Origin of the sequence: Polaribacter sp. AHE13PA (assembly GCF_019278505.1) — a bacterium.
Classification (GTDB): domain Bacteria; phylum Bacteroidota; class Bacteroidia; order Flavobacteriales; family Flavobacteriaceae; genus Polaribacter.
The window spans coordinates 3748802-3769286 of the sequence record NZ_CP058985.1; the positions used below are offsets into that span (position 1 = coordinate 3748802).

Here is a 20485-nt window from a genome sequence, read left to right on the forward strand (position 1 = left end):
ACTTATCCAAATTTATGAAAATTAATTTAACTAACGACCGTTCCATTTTTGGTAAGCGGCTATTAAAAATGATGATGAGAACACTAATCTTTACTTGTTGTTTTACAGTATTCAGTTTGTCTCCAGGAGATTTGGTGTCTCAGGATATCAACATTACTATTGATACAGATAAAATAGTTTCTGTTGATGAAGTTTTTAAGTTGATAAGTGATCAAACTGATTACAATTTTATTTATTCTGAAGATTTTTTTGAAGGCATCTCAAAAGTAAATCTAAAAAAAGGAAAAATCGAAATGTCAAAACTTTTGGGTGATTGTTTATCATCAAATAATTTAAATTTTATATTAAGGGATCCTCATACAATTATAATTAAAGAAGTTACCAAAAAAGAAGTACAAGATTTTAGAATTACAGGTAATATTAAGGATCAACAAGGGTTTTCATTAACAGGTGTTACTGTAAAAGTAAAAAATAAGAATAGAGGAAATTATTCCGATTTTGAGGGTAATTATGACATAAATGCAAGCAAAGGAGATGTTCTTGTTTTTAGTTATATTGGGTTTAAAACTAAAGAAGTAGTTGTTAAAGATAAGAGTATTATTAATGTAATTCTGGAAGAAGACGTTTCTGACTTAGATGAGATTGTAATTACTGGATATCAAACCAAAAATAAACGAGAAACCAGTAGTGCTGTAACGGTGATTAAAGCTAAAGACCTAGATATTGTAGGTATTGCAAGTGTAGAAAATATGATACAAGGGCAAATTGCAGGTGTAAGCGTTGTTACAAGTAGTGCAGAACCTGGAGCTGCTCCAAGAATTCGAGTTAGAGGAACAGCTACACTTAGTGGAAATGCAGAGCCTATTTGGGTTGTAGATGGTGTAATGTTAGAAAACGGAGTTCCTGCAACTCCTGCAGAACTTAATGATCCTGATTTTTTAAAATCATTTAACAGTTCAATAGGCGGTGTTAATCCAAACGATATTGAATCGCTTACCATATTAAAAGATGCATCAGCTACAGCTATTTATGGAACTAGAGCAGCTAACGGTGTTATTGTGGTTACAACAAAAAAAGGAAAAAGTGGTAAGCCTAGAATTTCTTTTAATCATACGACAGGTATTAAACCAAGACCTACTTACGAAGATTTTGATTTAATGAATTCCCAAGAACGTGCTGAGTTTTCATTTGATTTACTTGACGATGGGATAGCTCTACACGGAGGTGTTGGTGTCCCATATTATCAGGGGTTATATAAGAATGGAGGAATTAGTGAAGCTGAATATATTGCAGGAATAAGAAAAACTTCAGAAATGAATGTGGATTGGTTCGATCTATTATTTCGTAATGCAGTAACGAACACTAGTGATATTAGTTTTTCTGGCGGATCTAACAAAAGTAACTATTATGCCTCATTAAGTCATACCAGTGAAGATGGTTTAGATAAAACAACAGGTTACAAAAGTTATAGCGCTATGGCGAAGGTGAATACAGAACTTTCTAGTAGAGTTAATCTTGGACTTATTTTAAATGCATCTAAAAGAGATAGAGAACAAAATTATACCACCAACGCTTTCGATCATGCGTATTCTTCATCTAGATCATTACCTGCATTTAATGATGATGGAAGTTATTATTTTGATGGAAATTATAATTATAATATCCTACATGAGCAAAGTACAACCAACCAAACATCTAAACAGCACGAGATTAGAGCCACTTTAAATCTTGATTATAAGATTACCGATTGGTTAACCTATAACAACCTTATGAGTTATACATACTCAGGTAGTGTAACCCAACAATATGCAACAGATGCTAGTAAATATGTGGCTAGCATTCGAGGTTATAACTTAGGGGCAGGGTCTGCAGATCAAATAGCAGATTCAAGCTTACCTTTTGGAGGTGTATTCAATCAATCTAATTTTTCTCAAGAGTCATATCTTCTTAGAAATTCTTTGAATACTAAATTCAATCCAGTTGAAGATTTGTCTGTGGATATTATGGCAGGAACAGAGTTTAGAAACGTTGTTTATGATGGGTTAAATACTCAAAGTTATGGGTATTTTCATGACAGAGGTAAAATATTTTACAATCCACAAGAATCAGAAGAAAATGGAGAAATCCTTAGAAATACAGTAAGTCGCTCACTTTATGATAGATCATTTATATCGTATTTCTCAACATTTTCTTCAATGTTTAAAAATAAATATGTTATAAATGCTAACATTCGTTTTGATGGTTCTAACCTTTTTGGTTCTAATCCAGATTATAGATACCTGCCGCTTTGGTCGGTTTCAGGTAAATGGCACATTGATCAAGAATCCTTTTTAGACTCGGCAGATTTTGTTGATGCTCTATCTATTAGAGCATCTTACGGACTTAGAGGGAATATTGTAGAAGAAGCTTCTCCTCAAGTGATATCTACAGCATTACCTCCTAATAGATATACAAGTTTACCAGAACAACAAATTATTCAAGCAGCTAACCCAGAGTTAAAATGGGAAACTACGGAAACTGTAAATATTGGAATTGATTTTTCTCTTTTCAATAGAAGATTGTCTGGTGCTATTGATTTATTTAGAGATTTAGGAAATGACTTAATTTCTTATAAAAATGTTTCTAGCGTTACAGGTTTTCAAAATAAAGCCGTGAATTATGCGAACGTAATGAACCAAGGTATGGATTTAGGGTTAAATGCTAAAATTATTAAAAATGATAATTTTTCATACAACTTAGGTATTAATGCATCATTCACTGATAGTGAGGTTACAAAATCTTTTATAGAACCATCTATATCTAGCTTATTATCTTCAACATATACTGTAGGAGAAGTTGTAGAGGGCATGCCTATTAATTCAATGTACTCATATCGTTTTTCAAGAATTAATGAAGAAGGAGCTGCTTTGTTTTTTGATGGAGAAGGTAATGAATATGGTGTAACAGATGCCAATTTCAGAGTCAATATTCAGGATAATAAAGATGCTTTAAAATATGAAGGGTCTAGAGTTCCAACAACAACGTTAGGAATCACAAATAGATTTAACTATAAAAACTTTCAATTATCTTTTTTACTTGTTGCGGGTCTAGATTATAAAATTAGACTTCAAAATCTTGCATTTAATTCAGAATACATTGAAGCTGAATCTAATTTACGTAGAGGTGTTGAAAACAGATGGAGACAACCAGGTGATGAGAGTTTTGCTACTATTCCATGGCTAGGTTCATCATCTTATTTAAGTACGCAAGCAGACATGTTTAATAATAGTGATGCGCAAACAATTAATGGGGATTACGTGAGGTTGAGAAATGTACTACTTCAATATAGTTTACCAAAATCATTAATTGAAAAGGCAGGTTTCTCTAACGCAGTGGTAAAGTTTCAAGTAGATAACTTATTTGTATTGGCTGACAAACGATTACAAGGTATGGATCCTGAAACAGCGAACTTTAATACGTCTTTCTGGGGTGGTTCTCTACCGTTACCAAAAACATTTACATTGGGTATTAGTTTAAATCTGTAATAATGAAAATTGAAAATAATATGAAACATATATATAAAATATTTCAAATAATATCGGTGATACTAATTGTTTTTGGAACAGTATCATGTGAAGACTACCTTGAAGAGGTACCTCAAAATAAGTTGAACCCGTCTACAGTAACAGATTATAGGGAACTTTTAAGTTATGGTTATGTTACAGACACTAGAATTATGCCATATCTTGAAGCGCTTAGTGATGATATAGGCTTTTTTGAAGAGGACAAAATGTATGGCTTAAATGCAGGTATTCCTAGGCCAGATGCGTCAGATGTCTATATGGGAGCTTACATGTTCGACCTATCTCATGAAGAAGTGTTAGGGACAGATATAGCATTTTCAAGTCTTTATAAAAGTATTTATTATACCAATTTGGTGATAAATAATGTAGATAATTCATCATCAGTTACACTTGGAGATGACATGCAAGATTATAAGGATAACCTAAAAGGAGAAGCCTATGTTTTAAGAGCTTTTTCATATTTCTATCTTATTAATTTATACGGGCAACATTACGATCCTGCTACGGCGAGTTCAGATTTTGGAGTTCCAATTACACTTACTACAGCAGCAGAAGACAAGGGTTATCCAAGGGCGACTGTGGAAGAAGTATATAATTTAATGGCAGCAGATCTTGAAAAAGCGGTTGGTTTAATGGAAGCAAATCCTGTTGAAAAATATACTAAAGTATTATTTGATGCTAAAAGTGCTGCTGCTTTTCAAACTAGGGTTGCGCTATATATGCAAAATTGGGATAAAACCATCGAAATTGCTAACGAAGTGTTAAGTGCTAATCCTTCAATTTTTGATTTAAGTACGCTTTCAGATACCTATAATGAAATTGAAGAAGCTAATTTTGATGTGTTTAGAACAGGTACAGATTATACAGATTTAGAAAATCCTAATGTGTTTTTTGGAAACGGTGCAAATGAAAATATTCCTATTCTGTCCATTTGGCCAACAGCAACAACTTTTTCAGTAAGTAAAGAATTAGCTGATTCTTATGAGCCTGGTGATGTGAGAAGGTTTTATTTTATTGGTACACATAATAGAGTATTATGGGGTATAAGTAACACAAAATTAAATTTGATAAAAAATAGAGAAAAAACCCCCTTTGCTACAAGTGGATACTACGGTAGTTTCCAAGGACACAGCAGAGTCCTTAGAACGGAAGAGGTTTTATTAAATAGAGCAGAAGCTTATGTGCAAACAGAAAAACTCCAATTAGCAATAGATGATCTTAATGCACTTAGAATTAAAAAGTTTGATCCTAATTTTTATACTGAATTAACTGTAGCTGGCTTTACAAAAGAAACACTTCTAGACTATATATATACCGAACGTAGAAAAGAACTTTGTTTTGAAGGTCACCGTTGGTTTGATTTAAAACGTACTACACGTCCTGCAATGGATAGAATAGGTTATGATGGTCGTGAGGCTCATTTAGAACAAAATGATCCACGCTATGTATTACAAATTCCGGAGAGTGAAATTCAGGTAAATCCAAGTATAGTACCAGCGCCTAGATAATTAAATAAAATTTAAAACAAAAAAATATGAAATATATAATAAAATTAATGTCGCTCATATTGCTAATAACCTCTTTTGCATCATGTGAAGAAGAAGATGTTCTTGTTTCAGGCTTTAACGGTAGAGACCCATTTCCAATAATTGAGCAAGGTACAACTGAAGCTAGCCAACTTGCTTATGGTTTTCTAGAAGAACATGACTTACACATGTATTATGATCTTGAAGGCGAAGAGGCACTTCAAACAGAATATGGAGCTATGGGTGAACCATCAAAATTTGTTGATGGCGTATTACCAGCAGATGAAGAACGAGCTGTGATTTTCTTAAAGTTAATTGATGAAATGTTCGACCTATTCAGTGATTATAGAGAACTTCAGTTTGCTAGAAGATGGATATTAGTTGGTAATGGGTTTTCTTCTAGTACAGCTGAGAAACTCGATACCTATGGTTATAATAGAGATATCCTTTATTATAATACACAGGGCACACAAATGATTTCTAACGTAAATAATGACTTTGAATTCAACCTATCATTAACCAAAGAAATGCTGCTTTTCGCTTACTTTCATGCATATGTTGATTATGGTTATAATATTCCAGTAGAATTTAGCAGTATTTCTGGAGATTTTTATAGACAGTATACTTTTTCTAGTATTCCATTTCACACATCAGAAACAGAATATGATGAAGAAGGAGCTACAGATGCAGGGTTTGTACATCCATGGGGACCTGTAGGTATTTCGATTAAACCTCATGAAGATTGGGAATCATATATAGTATGGATCATTTCTAGACCAAAAGCAGAACGCGATGTTTGGTTAGATACAAAACCTCTTATTAAGGCTAAATACGATATTGTAGTTGAATCTATGGCTAATAATTTAGGAATGGATTTAGAAGCATTTTCCACGGAATGGCAGTCGGTTGGCATTTAAATTAATGTGAGTAATTAACATAAAAAGCCTCCTAATAAAGGAGGCTTTTTTTAAAATGAAACAATGAAAAAAACAATATTTAGTGTCGTACTGCTCTTGAGTCTTATGGCTTGTTCAAAAGTAACTCCAGTAGAATACGCTTTGTTTTCGGGTAAAATAGAAAACCTAGAAGCTAAGGTAATCACTTTGGAAAAAGTCGATCAATCCTTTAAAAAGGAAATTACGATCGAATCAAATGGTGCTTTTTCTGATACCATTCAGGCGAGTTCTGGACTTTATCTACTTACAGTAGGTAAAAACAGAGTTAATGTCTATTTAGAAAACGAGAATGTTATTAATCTTTCAGCCGATGCTAAAGATTTCAATGGTTCATTAGCGTTTTCGGGTAAAGGAGTTGAGACCACAAATTATATCACATTTAAAAATAAAAAGACAGCGGAATTACGTGGCAATAATAAATCGCTTTACACGTTGGAAGAAGCTGAATTTAAAAAGAAACTCAATGATATAAGTACGATATTGAATACTGTAATAGATACCACAAAAGGTATTGAGCCTGAATTTAAAGCATTAGAAAAAAGGAATATTAATTACACTTATTTATTACAATTGTCTCAATATGTAAATGGAAAGCATGGCTATTGGACAAAAAATAAGAATTATAAACCTTCAGAAGACTTTTTGTCAGAATTAGATGATTTAGATATTAATAATGGAAAAGATTTCGAACTTTCAAATGCATATAAACAACTAGTTACCGGTTATTATGTTAATGAAATTAGAGAGCTAGCTAAAAAAGATTCTATTGAGTTCATGTATGCCAAGGTTAAAGTACATGCAGCTATTCCGAATGAAAGCATTAAGAATGCGCTTATATTTTCTGGAGCTGAATATGGAATAACTAAAATAGAAAACGTAGAAGATTACTATAAAACCTTTATAAATGCTTCTACTAACGAAGAAAACAATGCGAAGCTTACAGCAACTTACAACAAGTTAATAGGTCTTAATAAAGGCAAACCATCACCAAAATTTGTGAATTACCAAAACCATGCTGGTGGCACATTATCTCTAGACGAGCTTAAAGGAAAATATACCTATATCGATATTTGGGCTACTTGGTGTGCACCTTGCTTAGCTGAAGTACCGTACTTAAAAAAGTTAGAAAAAACATATCATGGTAAAAACATTAATTTTTTGAGCGTATCTATTGATGTGCAAAAAGATGTTGAAAAATGGAAACAAATGATTGGTGATAAAGAATTAGGAGGCATTCAAGTCATTACTGATAAAGGTCCAACGGCTGAATTTATTGGAGATTATTTTGTGTCAACCATTCCACGTTTTATCTTAATAGACCCACAAGGCGCCGTAGTTGATAAAGATGCTCCACGCCCCTCAAGTCCTGAATTAATAGATTTATTTAATACGTTAAATATTTAAAAAATATTAATTCGATTAGTACGACTTATTTTTTTAATTACATGTATTTCATTACAAAATCGTCATTAGTAACAAACAAAAAATAACCATCCATAAAATGAAAAAAACAGTTTTTAGTTTCGGACTAGCCTTAAGTCTTATAGCATGTTCAAAGAATGCTCCTGTAGATTATGCTTTAGTTATAGGTAAAATAGATAATCTTGAAGCCAAAGAAGTCACTTTAGTAAAATCAGATCAATCTTTTGAAAAAGAAATTACTATGGAATCAAATGGTATTTTTACCGATACCATTAAGGCAGGTTCTGGGCTTTACGAACTTGTTGTAGGTAAAAACAGAACTAATATCTATTTAGATAACGGGAATGTTATTAACCTTACCGCAGATGCCAAAGATTTTAATAGTACTATTGAATTTGCAGGTAAAGGCTATGAAGCTACAAATTATATACTATTTAAAAATAAAAAAGAAGCTGCTCTTAATACTAAAGATAGAGCGGTTTATAAGTTAGAGGAGCCAGAATTTAAAGCCAAGTTTAAGGAGGTAAAAGACGAACTAAATGCTAGGTTAGATACTACAAAAGGTATAAGCTCTGCATTTAAAACCTTAGAAAAGCGTAATCTTAATTACGAATATTTAAATGAATTAGAGCGTTATGCTTATGGCTATCATAGACAATGGGCTAGAAAGCGAGGTTATAAGCCTTCTGAGAGTTTTTTAGCTGAGTTAGAAGGAGTGGATTTGGATAATGATGTAGATTTTTACGCTTCTAGTGCGTACCAAGAAATGGTGAATCGCTATTACTCTAAGAAAATAAATGTTTTACATAGAGCAGATTCCCTTGAGTATGGCTTAAGAGCTATCACGATATATTCTATCATTCCAAATCAAATTATTAAAAATGATCTTATTTTTAGAAAAGCAGAGTATGATTTATACCAAACCGTAGATTTTGAAGAATTTCACAAAATCTTTATGAGCGCTTCTACTAATGAAGAGAATAATGCTGTAATCACTAAAATATATAATGACTTAATGCGTGTAAATAAGGGGCAACCATCTCCTAAATTTATAGATTACGAAAAGCATTCTGGAGGCACATTATCTCTAGACGATCTTAAAGGGAAATATATCTTTATTGATGTTTGGGCAACTTGGTGCGGACCATGTATTAAAGAACTTCCAGATTTACAACGTATTGAAAAAGAATACCATGGCAAAAACATAAGTTTCTTAAGTATTTCTGTTGATGATGCTAAAGATCATGATAAGTGGAAAGAGATGGTTGTAGATAAGAAATTAGGAGGGATACAATTAATGGCAGATAAGTCTTTTAAATCGCAATTTGTATTAGATTATAATATTAAATCCATTCCACGTTTTATTCTTATAGATCCAAATGGAGTAATTATTTCTCCCAATGCACCAAAACCATCAGATCCGGAGTTGTTAAATCTATTTAAATCTTTAAATATATAGATAACACGGAGTTTTAAGTGTATAAACTTTCATACACAGTTGTTTTAATAGACATATCACAAAATCAAGATATTTTTTAGATAAGGAATATCTTGATTATGATTGTTTTTTTAAACAGCAGCCCTTAAGTAATTACAAAAAACAAACTAAATAATAAGAGATATAGTTTTTGATAAACACTTTAAAAGACTTAGGCCTTGAAGTGAAAAATTAGAAACTGTATTTAAAGAATTAATTAATAATATGAAAAATATACTTGTATTTTTATTTGCCTCATTATTCCTTTCTTGTAATCAAGAAGAGGCTCCTCGCTATGTTATAAATGGAGTTTTTGAAAAAGGAATAGGAGAACAATTACTGTTAGAAGAATTATCTAATCAGAGAGTTATAAAAGTTATTGACTCTGCGCGTGTTGACAGCAATGGTAAGTTTTCTTTTTCCGGAGATTCATTTGGAGAAATAAAAGAGGCGCGATTATCAATTTCGGGTACTAAATTTAGAGAAGACTTTATTATAGAAGATACTATTATTAATGTAACTATTGAACAAAAAAATGTTACGAAACTTTATACAAAGTATATTTTTAATGTTGAAAGAGGTAAAGAAGATGCGATATATGCTAAGCTTAAGGCGAATTATAGTGAACGGAGAACGGTATGGGGCGTAGCAACTAATAGATTGGTTAGAGCTAATGAAGCAAACAAACTTAGTGATGAAGAGTTAGCAATAGCGCGTCAAGAGCTAGATGAAGGTTTTGTTGAAGAAGTTGTAGACACCTTATCTAATTACCCAAATAGTTACGGTACATATTTCTATATAAAAAACTATATGTTAAGGTATGATCCACTTCCGTCGGTAGAAGAAGCATTTAATAACTTGTCTGAGAATATTAAAGCTTCAAAAGAAGCAACGGTGTTTAAAAGTGAAGTAGAAGAAATAAAAAGATCTTTTGTCGGAGGTACTCCTGACGATTTTTCTATCCCTTCTCTAGATGGCGGACAAACTACCTTGTATGAATATAGAGGTAAGGTTTTGTTAGTGGATTGTTGGGCAACTTGGTGTGGGCCTTGTATTGAGGCTATGCCGCATATTGGAGAAATATATAAAGAGTTTAGTCCACAAGGTTTGGAAGTTTTAGGCATATCTTATGATAAGGATGAAACCAGATGGCGTGAATTTTTAAAGAAAAACGAATATATCACTTGGGATCAAGCGTCTTCTTTAAAAGAATGGGCATGTCCATCTTCAAAAGTGTTTTCTGTAACTATGATACCCGCCACTATTTTAATTGATAAAAATGGAGTAGTAGCTGGAAGAAACCTTAAAGGGGAAGAATTAGAAGCGAAAATTAAAGAATTGCTGGCTTTAAATTAGATTTAGGTCATAATATCATATTATGAACATAACTGTTTTTAATAATAACACTAAAACATAATGAAAAAAATAACCATCCTATTTGCTTTTTTATTTAGCATCAGTTTATTGGCGCAAAATATTAATTTCAACGATCCATTACCCGAAAATACACGTATTAAAAAAGGTGTTTTGCCTAACGGGCTTACCTATTATATTTACAATACCGACGTTGTAAAAGATGCGGTGAGTTATTATATTATTCAAAATGTAGGCTCTGTATTAGAGAATGAAGATCAACAGGGTTTAGCTCACTTTCTAGAGCATATGGCTTTTAATGGGACTAAAAATTTTCCAGATAAAGGTATAACAGATAAGTTAGAAAAACACGGCGCCAGTTTTGGTCGAGATATTAATGCTTATACAAATTTTGAAGAAACGGTGTATAATATGAATAACATTCCAGCGACTCCAGATCTTATCGACAATTGTTTATTAGTGCTTCACGATTGGGCTAATTTCTTGTCTTTAAAAGAGGAAGAAATTGATTTAGAGCGTGGCGTGATTAAGGAAGAGTGGAGAACACGCCAAAATGGTTATATGAGAATTTATGAGCAAAAGATGCCTGTATTGTTTAACAACAGTATTTATACAAAGCGTATGCCTATCGGGAAAATGGATGTTGTAGATAATTTTAAATACAAAGCTTTAAGAGATTTTTATCATGATTGGTACCGAACCGATTTACAAGCTATCGCCATTATTGGTGATGTTAATGTTGAAGATATTGAAGCAAAAGTAAAAACGTTATTTTCTACAATTACGGCTGTTGAAAATCCAAGAGAACGCTTTGTTATCACTATTCCAGAAAATGATGAATTAATGTTTAGTTCGGCTATGGATGTTGAGGTGAAATCGACGTCAATAGACTTCGGAATAAGATACCCTAAAAACCTTAAAAAGAAAACTGTTACCGATTTAAAATCGGATTTATTAAGAAGTATTACTGTAACCATGCTTGCCATTCGATTAGGAGAATTGAATGATCATCAAGACTCCCCTTTATTGAGAGCTTCACTAAGCTTTAGCGATATTTCTAGAAGTACAAATACCTTTAGATTATCAATATCACCAAAAGTAAATCAGCAACAAGTGGCTTTTGAGATGGTTTTAAAAGAAGTAAACCGTGCTGTAAAATTTGGGTTTACACAAGGTGAAATGGATAGAGCTATTACCCGATATATAAACTCTTATGAGAATCAAATTGTAAAAATTGAAAACACATCTCACAGAACCATTGAAGGAATGATTCAAAAGAATTATCTGGAAAATGCGAGAATGCGAGATATTGAAAAAGAGTACAATATTGCGAAACAAATTTTTAATACGTTAACTTTAGAAGAAGCACATTTAAAACTCAAATCACTTTATACTACTAAAAATAGATACATTACAGCAACAGCTGTTGACGGAGAAGCAAATATTACAGAAGAAGAAGCATTACAAATTATCTCGGCAGCAGAAAATGACAAAACACTTACCGTTTATGAAGATGAGTTTAGTGGAAAAACGTTATTGGGCGATATGAAAATAAAAAAAGGTAAAATAGTTTCTGAAGAAGAAAACAAAGCTATAGGTTCTACCACATTTGTATTGAGTAATGGTATTAAAGTGCATTATAAGTTTGCAAATAACCCTAAGAATGATGTTACGTTAAATGCAATTAGTTATGGCGGTTTGTCATTAATTGATGCTGCTGATTTAGCTTCTGCTAGCCATATGAATAGTTTAGTTACTGGCTCTGGTTTAGGAGATTATTCTAGAAATGATCTTTCAAAAGTGCTTGCAGGAAAAACGGTAAGAGCAAATTTATCAATTTCTAACCTTACTGAATCTGTTTCAGGGGCTTCATCTACCAAAGATGTTGCCATCATGTTACAAATGGTTCATTTAAAATTTGTAAAACCTCGTTTTGATAAAGACGTTTTTGATGTGCTTATTGCAAACTCAAATAATCAACTCGTTCGTAGAAGTAATAGTTTAAGTCAAAAAATAAAAGACAGCATGCTTGTTACGTTTTACGGCAGCAACAACCCGAAGAAACCGTTGTTTAATAAAGAGTATATAGAATCTATTTCTTTTGAAACCATCCAGGAGGTTTATAAGGAGCGCTTTAAAGATGCATCAGATTTTGAATTCTTTATTGTTGGAGATGTTTCTAAAGAACAATTAAAGCCTTTATTAGAAAGCTATATTGCTAGTCTTCCTACTAAAAAACAAACGGAAATGTATAAAGACAATTCTATAGAATGGTTAAGTAAAACCATTAAAAAAGATTTGTTTTTTAAAATGGAAAACCCAAAAACTACGGTAAGTATTATCTATAAAAATGATGTGGAATATTCACTTAAAAATGCTTTAGTAATGCGAGCTTTTGGTGATATACTTCAGCTTAGATATATGGAAACATTGAGAGAGCAGGAAGGCGGAACTTATGGTACGAGCACTTCGGCAGGTTTATCTAAAAGACCTCAAGAAAAAGGAAGTTTGGAAGTTCGTTTTGATTGTAATCCAGAAAAAGCAGATAAATTAATAGGTATGGTTTATGATGAACTGTCTAAAGTAGCGGCAGGAGAAATTAATACGACTGATTTTGATAAAACCATCACTAACTTTTTAAAAGAACGGGAACAAGCAAAGGGTTACAATCAGTATGATATGAATGTATTGACTAATTTTTACCGTGAGGGATACAATATGAACGATCCTGCAAACTTTGAAGATATCGTTAAAAGTATTTCTGTTAAGGATATTGTGGAGATGGCTAATAAATTAATTGATGGAGGAGATAAAGCTGAAGTAATTATCAAGGCATTAGACTAAAATCATTTATTAAATTACAACAATTAATAAGATGAAAAAAGCAACAAATAATTTATTAATCATCAAATTTTTTATTCTTTTATTTTTTCTATTTGTTAATCAATCAACTCTTAATTCACAAGAAGAGGGACAATCTATTTTTAGCAGTAGATCTTTTGATGATTCTGCTTTTAAAACTTTAGATTTAGAAAAGCAAATTCAAAAAAAATATAAAAAAGTATTAAAAAGTACGGTTACAATAAATAATAGCGCTACCGGTGTTTTAATATCTGAAGATGGATATATTTTAACAGCTGCAAATGTAGTATTAAGAGTAAGGAAAAATGAGAGTAGTATTACGATGAGTGATGGTGCCAGATACAAAGCAAAACACCTAGGGAAAGATGTAAAAGGAGATTATACTCTTATGAAAATAATAGAGAAGGGGACTTGGGATTATTTAGAATTAGGAGATTCTTCTAATTTAGGAAATGATGAAGCTTGCTTAATGTTTAGGTATTCTAACGGATACCAATCTGATAGGGCAGCTTTAATGAGAATCGGTTTTTATAAAGGAACAAAAGAATTGGGGTGCCTAAAGACAAGTTGCATTATGATGCTTGGAGATTCTAGAGGTCCTTTGGTAGATCTAAACGGAAAAGTAATAGGTGTTTGTAGCCATATTGCACCTTCTATAGAAGATAATTTTTACGCGCCTATTAACTTAGTAAAAGAAAACTGGACGAGGTTAATTAACGGAGAAACTTTTAATTTAAGAAAACCAAAAGAAACTCAATTTCTTAAAAACAACAATACTATTCTTTCATCAATCAAAGACAAACTTTTTTCACTAAAAGGAGGTCAAGAATATTTATTAGAAAGCATTGCCAAATCAGCAAAAGACATTCATAACAAAGATTCCTTACTTAAAAAAGCACATTTAAAAAAAGGTGTTTTATTACTTGTTATAACTTAAGTACTTAAGGCAGTCGATAAAGAATTTATTTTTATTAAGCCATAAAATCAGATCATATTATACTATATAAATTACACACTAATTATTTTACCTTCTTTTACTAGACTATGTTTTAATAATGCTTTCATTATTATTTGAATTAACTAAAAAAGTGAAAGAGTAAGGGCTATTGTGAAATAGCCCTTTTTATAAAAGAAACCAATGAAAAAAATAGTTTTATTACTCGCCTTGTTTTTATATTCTATAGGATATTCACAAATTCATGATCCAGTCTCCTGGTCAACATCTGTAGAAAAATTTTCAGATACGGAATATGATCTGATTATTACTTCAGATATTGAAGAAAATTGGCATTTATATTCTCAAACAGTACCAGAAGGAGGTCCAATATCTACTACTTTTTCTTTTGGAGAAGTGTTAGTTTTTGAGTTAGTTGGAAATACTTCTGAAGAAGAAGGGCATATAATAGATGATCCGATTTTTGGAATGAAAATCAAATATTTTGGTAACAAGGCAACGTTTAAACAACGGATAAAAGTTCTTACAGAAAATTCAATAAATATTGAAGGTGAAGTAGAATTTATGGTTTGTAATGATGCCAATTGTTTACCACCAACAACTGTTGATTTAGAGTTTTCAATCAAAGGAAAATTAAACGGAGTAAATTCAAAAGTAACTGAAAAAAAGACTAAAATAAGTAAAAATAATAGTACAGTAATTAAAAGTAAACAACCAAAATCATCAGATAAAGGTTTGTTAACCATTTTTATTATAGCTTTTTTCTCTGGTTTTGCAGCATTGTTAACTCCCTGTGTGTTTCCAATGATTCCTATGACGGTGAGTTTTTTTACCAAGCAAAGTAAAAGTAAGGCTGCTGGTGTTAAAAACGCTCTAATTTATGGTGCATCCATCGTTATTATATATGTACTACTAGGTATTCTTGTTAGTGCTATTTTTGGTGCAGATGCCTTAAATGCCTTATCAACAAATGTGTGGTTTAATATTATTTTCTTCGTATTATTAATCGTTTTTGCTATATCCTTTTTAGGTGCTTTCGAAATAGTATTACCAAGTAGTTGGGGAACAAAAGTTGATGCGCAAGCTGATAGAGGAGGTATAATAGGTATCTTTTTTATGGCACTTGCCTTAGCTATTGTTTCTTTTTCTTGTACAGGTCCTATTGTAGGTACTTTACTTGTAGAGGCTGCTGCAGGAGGTAGTCAAATAGGTCCTATTGTAGGAATGTTAGGTTTTTCATTAGCCTTAGCAATTCCGTTTGCCTTATTTGCCGCTTTTCCTGGTTGGTTAAATTCATTACCAAAATCTGGTGGATGGTTAAATACGGTTAAAGTTGTATTAGGGTTTTTAGAATTAGCATTGGCATTTAAATTTTTATCAAATGCAGATTTAGTATTGCAATTACATTGGTTAGAACGTGAAGTGTTTTTAGCTATTTGGATTGCTATTTTTGGAGTGTTAGCTTTCTACTTATTTGGTAAAATACAATTATCACATGATTCTCCTTTAACACATATTTCTGTAGGAAGACTTAGTTTAGGAATACTTTCTTTAACATTTACAATTTACATGATCCCTGGATTATGGGGTGCACCATTGAATTTGATTAGTGCATTTCCACCGTCACAAAGTTACAGTGAATCACCTTACGGAGTCGGGTTTTCTAAAACAGGAAGTTCACAAAGTAATACAAATCACTCAGTAATACCCGATGGAGCACATTTAATGGCTCCACATGATATTATGGCTTTTAAGGATTATGAAAAAGGGTTGGCGTATGCTAAAAAAGTAGGAAAACCAGTACTCTTAGATTTTACAGGATATGCATGTGTAAATTGCCGTAAGATGGAACAAAATGTTTGGCCAAAAGATAGAATACTTTCAATTTTAAAAAATGAAGTGGTCTTGATTTCTTTATATGTAGATGATAAGAGACCTTTACCTGTAGGAGAAGAAATGGAATCAAAATTAAGACCAGGGAAAAAGTTAAAATATATTGGTCAGAAATGGAGTGAATTTCAAACGATCAAATACCGAGCAAATGCACAACCTTTTTATGTTTTAATGAATCATGAAGAAGAAAATTTAACAAACCCAACAGCTTACACACCAGATGTTGAAGAATATTATGTATGGCTTCAAAAAGGAATTAAAAGTTTTGAAAAATAATATTTTGAATATGAAATAGTTTTGATGTTGTAGTCAAAACTATTTTTTAGTATTATTAGAAATTTAATGCTATAAACCAATTTATTTATTTATTCATGATAAAAAAGTGAAATTAATGCGGTAACACTTGTTAGTTGTTTATAAATTTAATTTTATTGAAAAAATAATATTTATAAACCTAAAACGGGTAAGAATTTTAAAGGCATAATTTTTATTTACTTAACCTAATATTTATATTAAGGTAATCTTAAAAGTATATTCTTGTGGGTTTAAATATACACTATGACAAGAGTAGTATTATTCATTTTTTTTATAACATTACAAACTTTTGGTCAACAAATTAAATTTGATAATTTTTCGATAAACGAGGGTTTATCTAATAATTCTGTAAAAGATATCGAAAATGATATTAATGGAGGTTTATGGATTGCAACTTGGGATGGTTTAAATTATTTTGATGGATATATATTTACTTCCTTTAAACATGACATTAACAACAGTAATTCCATCGCTGGTAACTACATCAGCAAAGTTAAACAAGATATAAAAGGTACAATTTGGATTATTACAGAAGATGCGAAAATAAGCAGATACTTAGGTAATAAAAAATTTAAAAATTACACTTTTAAGAACAAACCAAATGATATCTCTGTTACAAAAGATGGTAATATTTTAGTTCACACTCAAAATAGCTGTTACGAATTTGTTGCTGGTCAATTTAAAGAAACCAATAGACAAACATCAAAAATAAACAACAACGCTTTAAGTAGCATTCTTTTAACAAAATACCCAAACCTTATTATTAATGATGTTTTAAAAGATAAAACAGGTAATATTTGGTATGCCACTCGTAAAAATGGTTTATTCATCATTAAAAATATATTAGACAAAGCCAATAAATATCATATAGAAAATTACACAAAAGACCCTTATTCTAAAGAAAGTTTTAAAAGTAATGAAGTAGAAACTTTACACGAAGATTATTTTGGAAACATTTGGCTTGGCTTAAAAGATGGTGGAATTAGTATGGCGTATTCTAATTCTGATAAGATAGCATCTATTGCACCTCACCCAATAAAATCTCCTAACATTCCTAATGAAACTTTACGTGCAATAACCAAAGATCTACAAGGTAAACTTTGGTTAGGTTATTACACAAAAGGACTATATAATTACAATTCTACTTCTAAAAACTACAAAGAATTTATAATTAAAGAAGCTATCAATGAGCCAGATTGGAAACGTATAAGGTCTTTGTTTACCGCTTCTGATGGAACTATTTGGGCAGGAACTTATGCTGGAATTATTAGAATAGAAAAAAATGGAAATTATAATTTATATAATTCTAAGAACAATAAAAACATACCTAACAATAGAAATTATTCTATTTACGAAGATAGTGATAAACAATTATGGGTTGCTTGCTGGGGTGGAGTTGCTAAATTTAATCTAAACACAAATAATTTTGAGTCTTTTATTGGACAAGAATTAATTCGTAAATATCATATTAGAAATTTAAAATTGATAGATAACGAGCTTATTCTTGCTACAGAAAATAATGGACTACAATTATTAGATATTAGCAAAGGAAAATTAAAAACAATAGAAACCCAAAATAACCTTTCTGATTATCATAAAGAGCAAAAAAACACTTTAAAATCTAATAATAATAATAATAATAATAAAGGTTTAAAATTAATTGATATTAAAAATGGCGAATTACAATCTATAAATACTAATAAAGGTCTTTTAAGTAATAGTATTTATGCTGTTTATAAAGATGAAAAAACAAATTATTATTGGATTGCATCGCTTGGTGGATTAAGTGTTTTTAGTAAAGAAAAAGGTATTATTAAGAATATTACAGAAAAAGAAGGTTTACCTAGCCAATTAATTTACGGTATTTTAGATCATAAAGAACAAGTTTGGTTAAGTACTACTAAAGGAATTGTTGTGATTGATAAAAAAAGTTTTGAAGTAAAAACTTTTCATCCAAAAGGAGGTTGGCAAGTTTCTGAATTTTCTGAAGGCGCTTATTATCAAGATGCTAAAGGTGATTTGTTTTTTGGTGGAATTAATGGTTTAAATTATTTTAATCCTAGTAATATTCAGTTTAATAACACTAAGTCAAAAATTAAATTACTGGTTGATGATAGTGAAAACTTCTCTCCAAATATTATAAAAAGTCATAATGAAAATCAGATTAGTATTGATTTAATTCCGATTAGATTCCCTAAAAAAACAGAGAAAAATATCTATTATAAATTAGAAGGCTTAGATAGTAATTGGACTTTATTAGATATCAATAACAACATAAAATATCAAAATTTAACTTCTGGAAGTTATAATTTTTTACTTAAAGAAGGAAAAGAAAATGAAGAAGAATTACTTTTCTCCTTACAAATAAAAAAGGCTTTTTATAAAACGAACTTATTTTATGTGCTCTTATCAGTATTTATATTAATTACAGCAATAATACTTATCTACCTTAAGAATTTAAGAACAAAATCACTTCAAAAAAACCTAGAAAAAAAGATTTTAATTCGTACAAATGTCATCGAAAATCAAAAAAAAGATTTAGAGGTTATTAACAATCAATTAGATGAAAAAAATAAAGAAATTTTACGTCAAAAAGAGACACTTTTAAAACTACATAACAATCTTAAAAATGAAGATTTTGAAGTCGAAAAATTTAAAACATTTGTTTTATCAGAGTTTCAAGAACCTGTTTCTAAAATTTTACAAACTGCAAATTGTTTGTCAGAAAATTCTGATGATAAAAAAACTATTTTAGAAGAGTCTAACAAAATGGTAAACCTAATTTCTGAATGGAATTATCTAAGCCACGTAAAAGAAATTGGAGCTATTAAGACTTCTGTAATTAATTTATTTCCGGTTTTAAAAAACAGTATTAATAAGTTAGAGGAATCTTTACAAACCAATAAAGTAGATTTTAATTTTAATATAGACACTTCTATTAATTGGGTAGAAATAGATGTTTTACGTTTTCGTTTAATGCTACAATACTTTTTTAATGACATTAATAAATACTCAGATAATAGCAGTAAGTTAAACTTAAAAATCAATTATAAGAATTCTTTTGTAATTATAGAAATTTCCTCTAATAGTGATCTTTTAAAAAATAATTGGTACAGTGTTTTACATTACAGTCCTTATTTTAAAGCGTTACAAACTCTTTTGGTTGATTTAAAAGGAAAACTTATTAATTATAATTTAGACCAAGAATTTAAGGTAGCATTACAAATACCAATTACTAAAATAAACCCGAAGGATAAATCTATAGAAACTATTTCGTGGAAACATTTTAATCAACAAGAAAATTTATCTGCAGACAAAAAAAATGTATTAATCTTTAGTGATGAAGAAAATTTTGCAGCTGCAAATCAAATTTTAGAACATAATAATTATAATTTAATTTTTGAAAACTCTGCAAATAATTTAAACTCGATTACCAAACAAATTCAGATACATATTGTTGTAATCTATCAAGTTTCTTTCTCTAAAGATCTTTTATATTTTATCAATAATTCTGATGCAACAAAAAACAAGAAAATCGCTATAATTTATATATCAGAAGATATTAATTACGAACTAAGAGAACAATCGATTGAGTTTGGTGTAGACACTCTTATTCAGCTTCCGGTAAGTGAATCTTTTATTCAAAAAAAAATAGACTCTTTAATAAATAGAAAATATGTTTCTACTGAAGAAAATAAATTTCAAGAAAAAATATTCGATATTTTAACAGGTAAAGATCTTGTTTTAACGGCTAATGATAAATTATTAAAAAAGAGTTTAGAAGTTATAAAGAAAGAATTACATAACTCTTCTTTTAATGTAGAAATGTTGGTAGACTTATTAGATGTTTCTAGGGTAAAGTGTTATCGATTATTTAAAGAGCGGTTAAAACAATCTCCTTCAGATGTAATTATGTCTCTTAGACTACAAAAAGCAGAAGCTTTGTTAAAAACTAAAAAATTAAACATCTCTGAAATAAGTTTTGAGTGCGGTTATAACGATCCAAAATATTTTGGAAAAGCATTTAAAAAGCATTTTGGAAAAAGCCCTAAAGAGTTTAAAGATCAATTTAACTAAATCGTTTGTTGCTGTAGGATTTTCTTAACGTTAGGGAATTGTTACTGTAACGAAAACACACCTAA

At 30.5% G+C, this 20485-nt stretch carries 10 protein-coding genes; all 10 read left to right on the forward strand.

Annotated features, from left to right (window positions below; all coding sequences use genetic code 11):
* Positions 1-14: 14 nt before the first annotated feature.
* The 10 genes from H0I28_RS15960 to H0I28_RS16005 all read left to right on the forward strand — a co-directional run bounded on the left by H0I28_RS15960 (position 15) and on the right by H0I28_RS16005 (position 20420).
* Positions 15-3524: a SusC/RagA family TonB-linked outer membrane protein gene (locus H0I28_RS15960; protein WP_218759734.1), complete on the forward strand. Its 3510-nt coding sequence runs from the start codon at positions 15-17 to the stop codon at positions 3522-3524.
* 20 nt (positions 3525-3544) lie between these two features.
* Positions 3545-5071, forward strand: coding sequence for a RagB/SusD family nutrient uptake outer membrane protein (locus H0I28_RS15965; RefSeq protein WP_218759735.1), 1527 nt, complete (start codon positions 3545-3547; stop codon positions 5069-5071).
* A gap of 47 nt (positions 5072-5118) precedes the next feature.
* Positions 5119-6006, forward strand: a complete 888-nt coding sequence (locus tag H0I28_RS15970) for a hypothetical protein (protein WP_218759736.1) — start codon at positions 5119-5121, stop codon at positions 6004-6006.
* Positions 6007-6111: 105 nt separating this feature from the next.
* Entirely contained in the window at positions 6112-7449 is a 1338-nt protein-coding gene (locus H0I28_RS15975) for a TlpA disulfide reductase family protein (RefSeq protein ID WP_218759737.1), read from the forward strand.
* Positions 7450-7546: 97 nt separating this feature from the next.
* A complete protein-coding gene (locus H0I28_RS15980; RefSeq protein ID WP_218759738.1) occupies positions 7547-8926 on the forward strand; it encodes a TlpA disulfide reductase family protein in 1380 nt (459 codons plus the stop codon).
* A 243-nt stretch (positions 8927-9169) separates the two neighbouring features.
* Complete coding sequence (locus H0I28_RS15985; RefSeq protein WP_218759739.1) at positions 9170-10300, forward strand: TlpA disulfide reductase family protein; 1131 nt, start codon at positions 9170-9172, stop codon at positions 10298-10300.
* Positions 10301-10360: 60 nt separating this feature from the next.
* On the forward strand, positions 10361-13162 hold the full coding sequence (locus tag H0I28_RS15990) for a pitrilysin family protein (RefSeq protein WP_218759740.1): 2802 nt from the start codon (positions 10361-10363) through the stop codon (positions 13160-13162).
* Between the two features lie 31 nt (positions 13163-13193).
* Positions 13194-14117, forward strand: a complete 924-nt coding sequence (locus H0I28_RS15995; RefSeq protein WP_218759742.1) for a serine protease — start codon at positions 13194-13196, stop codon at positions 14115-14117.
* Positions 14118-14318: 201 nt separating this feature from the next.
* On the forward strand, positions 14319-16304 hold the full coding sequence (locus tag H0I28_RS16000; RefSeq protein ID WP_218759744.1) for a cytochrome c biogenesis protein CcdA: 1986 nt from the start codon (positions 14319-14321) through the stop codon (positions 16302-16304).
* 282 nt (positions 16305-16586) lie between these two features.
* Positions 16587-20420, forward strand: a complete 3834-nt coding sequence (locus tag H0I28_RS16005) for a two-component regulator propeller domain-containing protein (protein ID WP_218759746.1) — start codon at positions 16587-16589, stop codon at positions 20418-20420.
* The last annotated feature ends 65 nt before the right edge of the window (positions 20421-20485 follow it).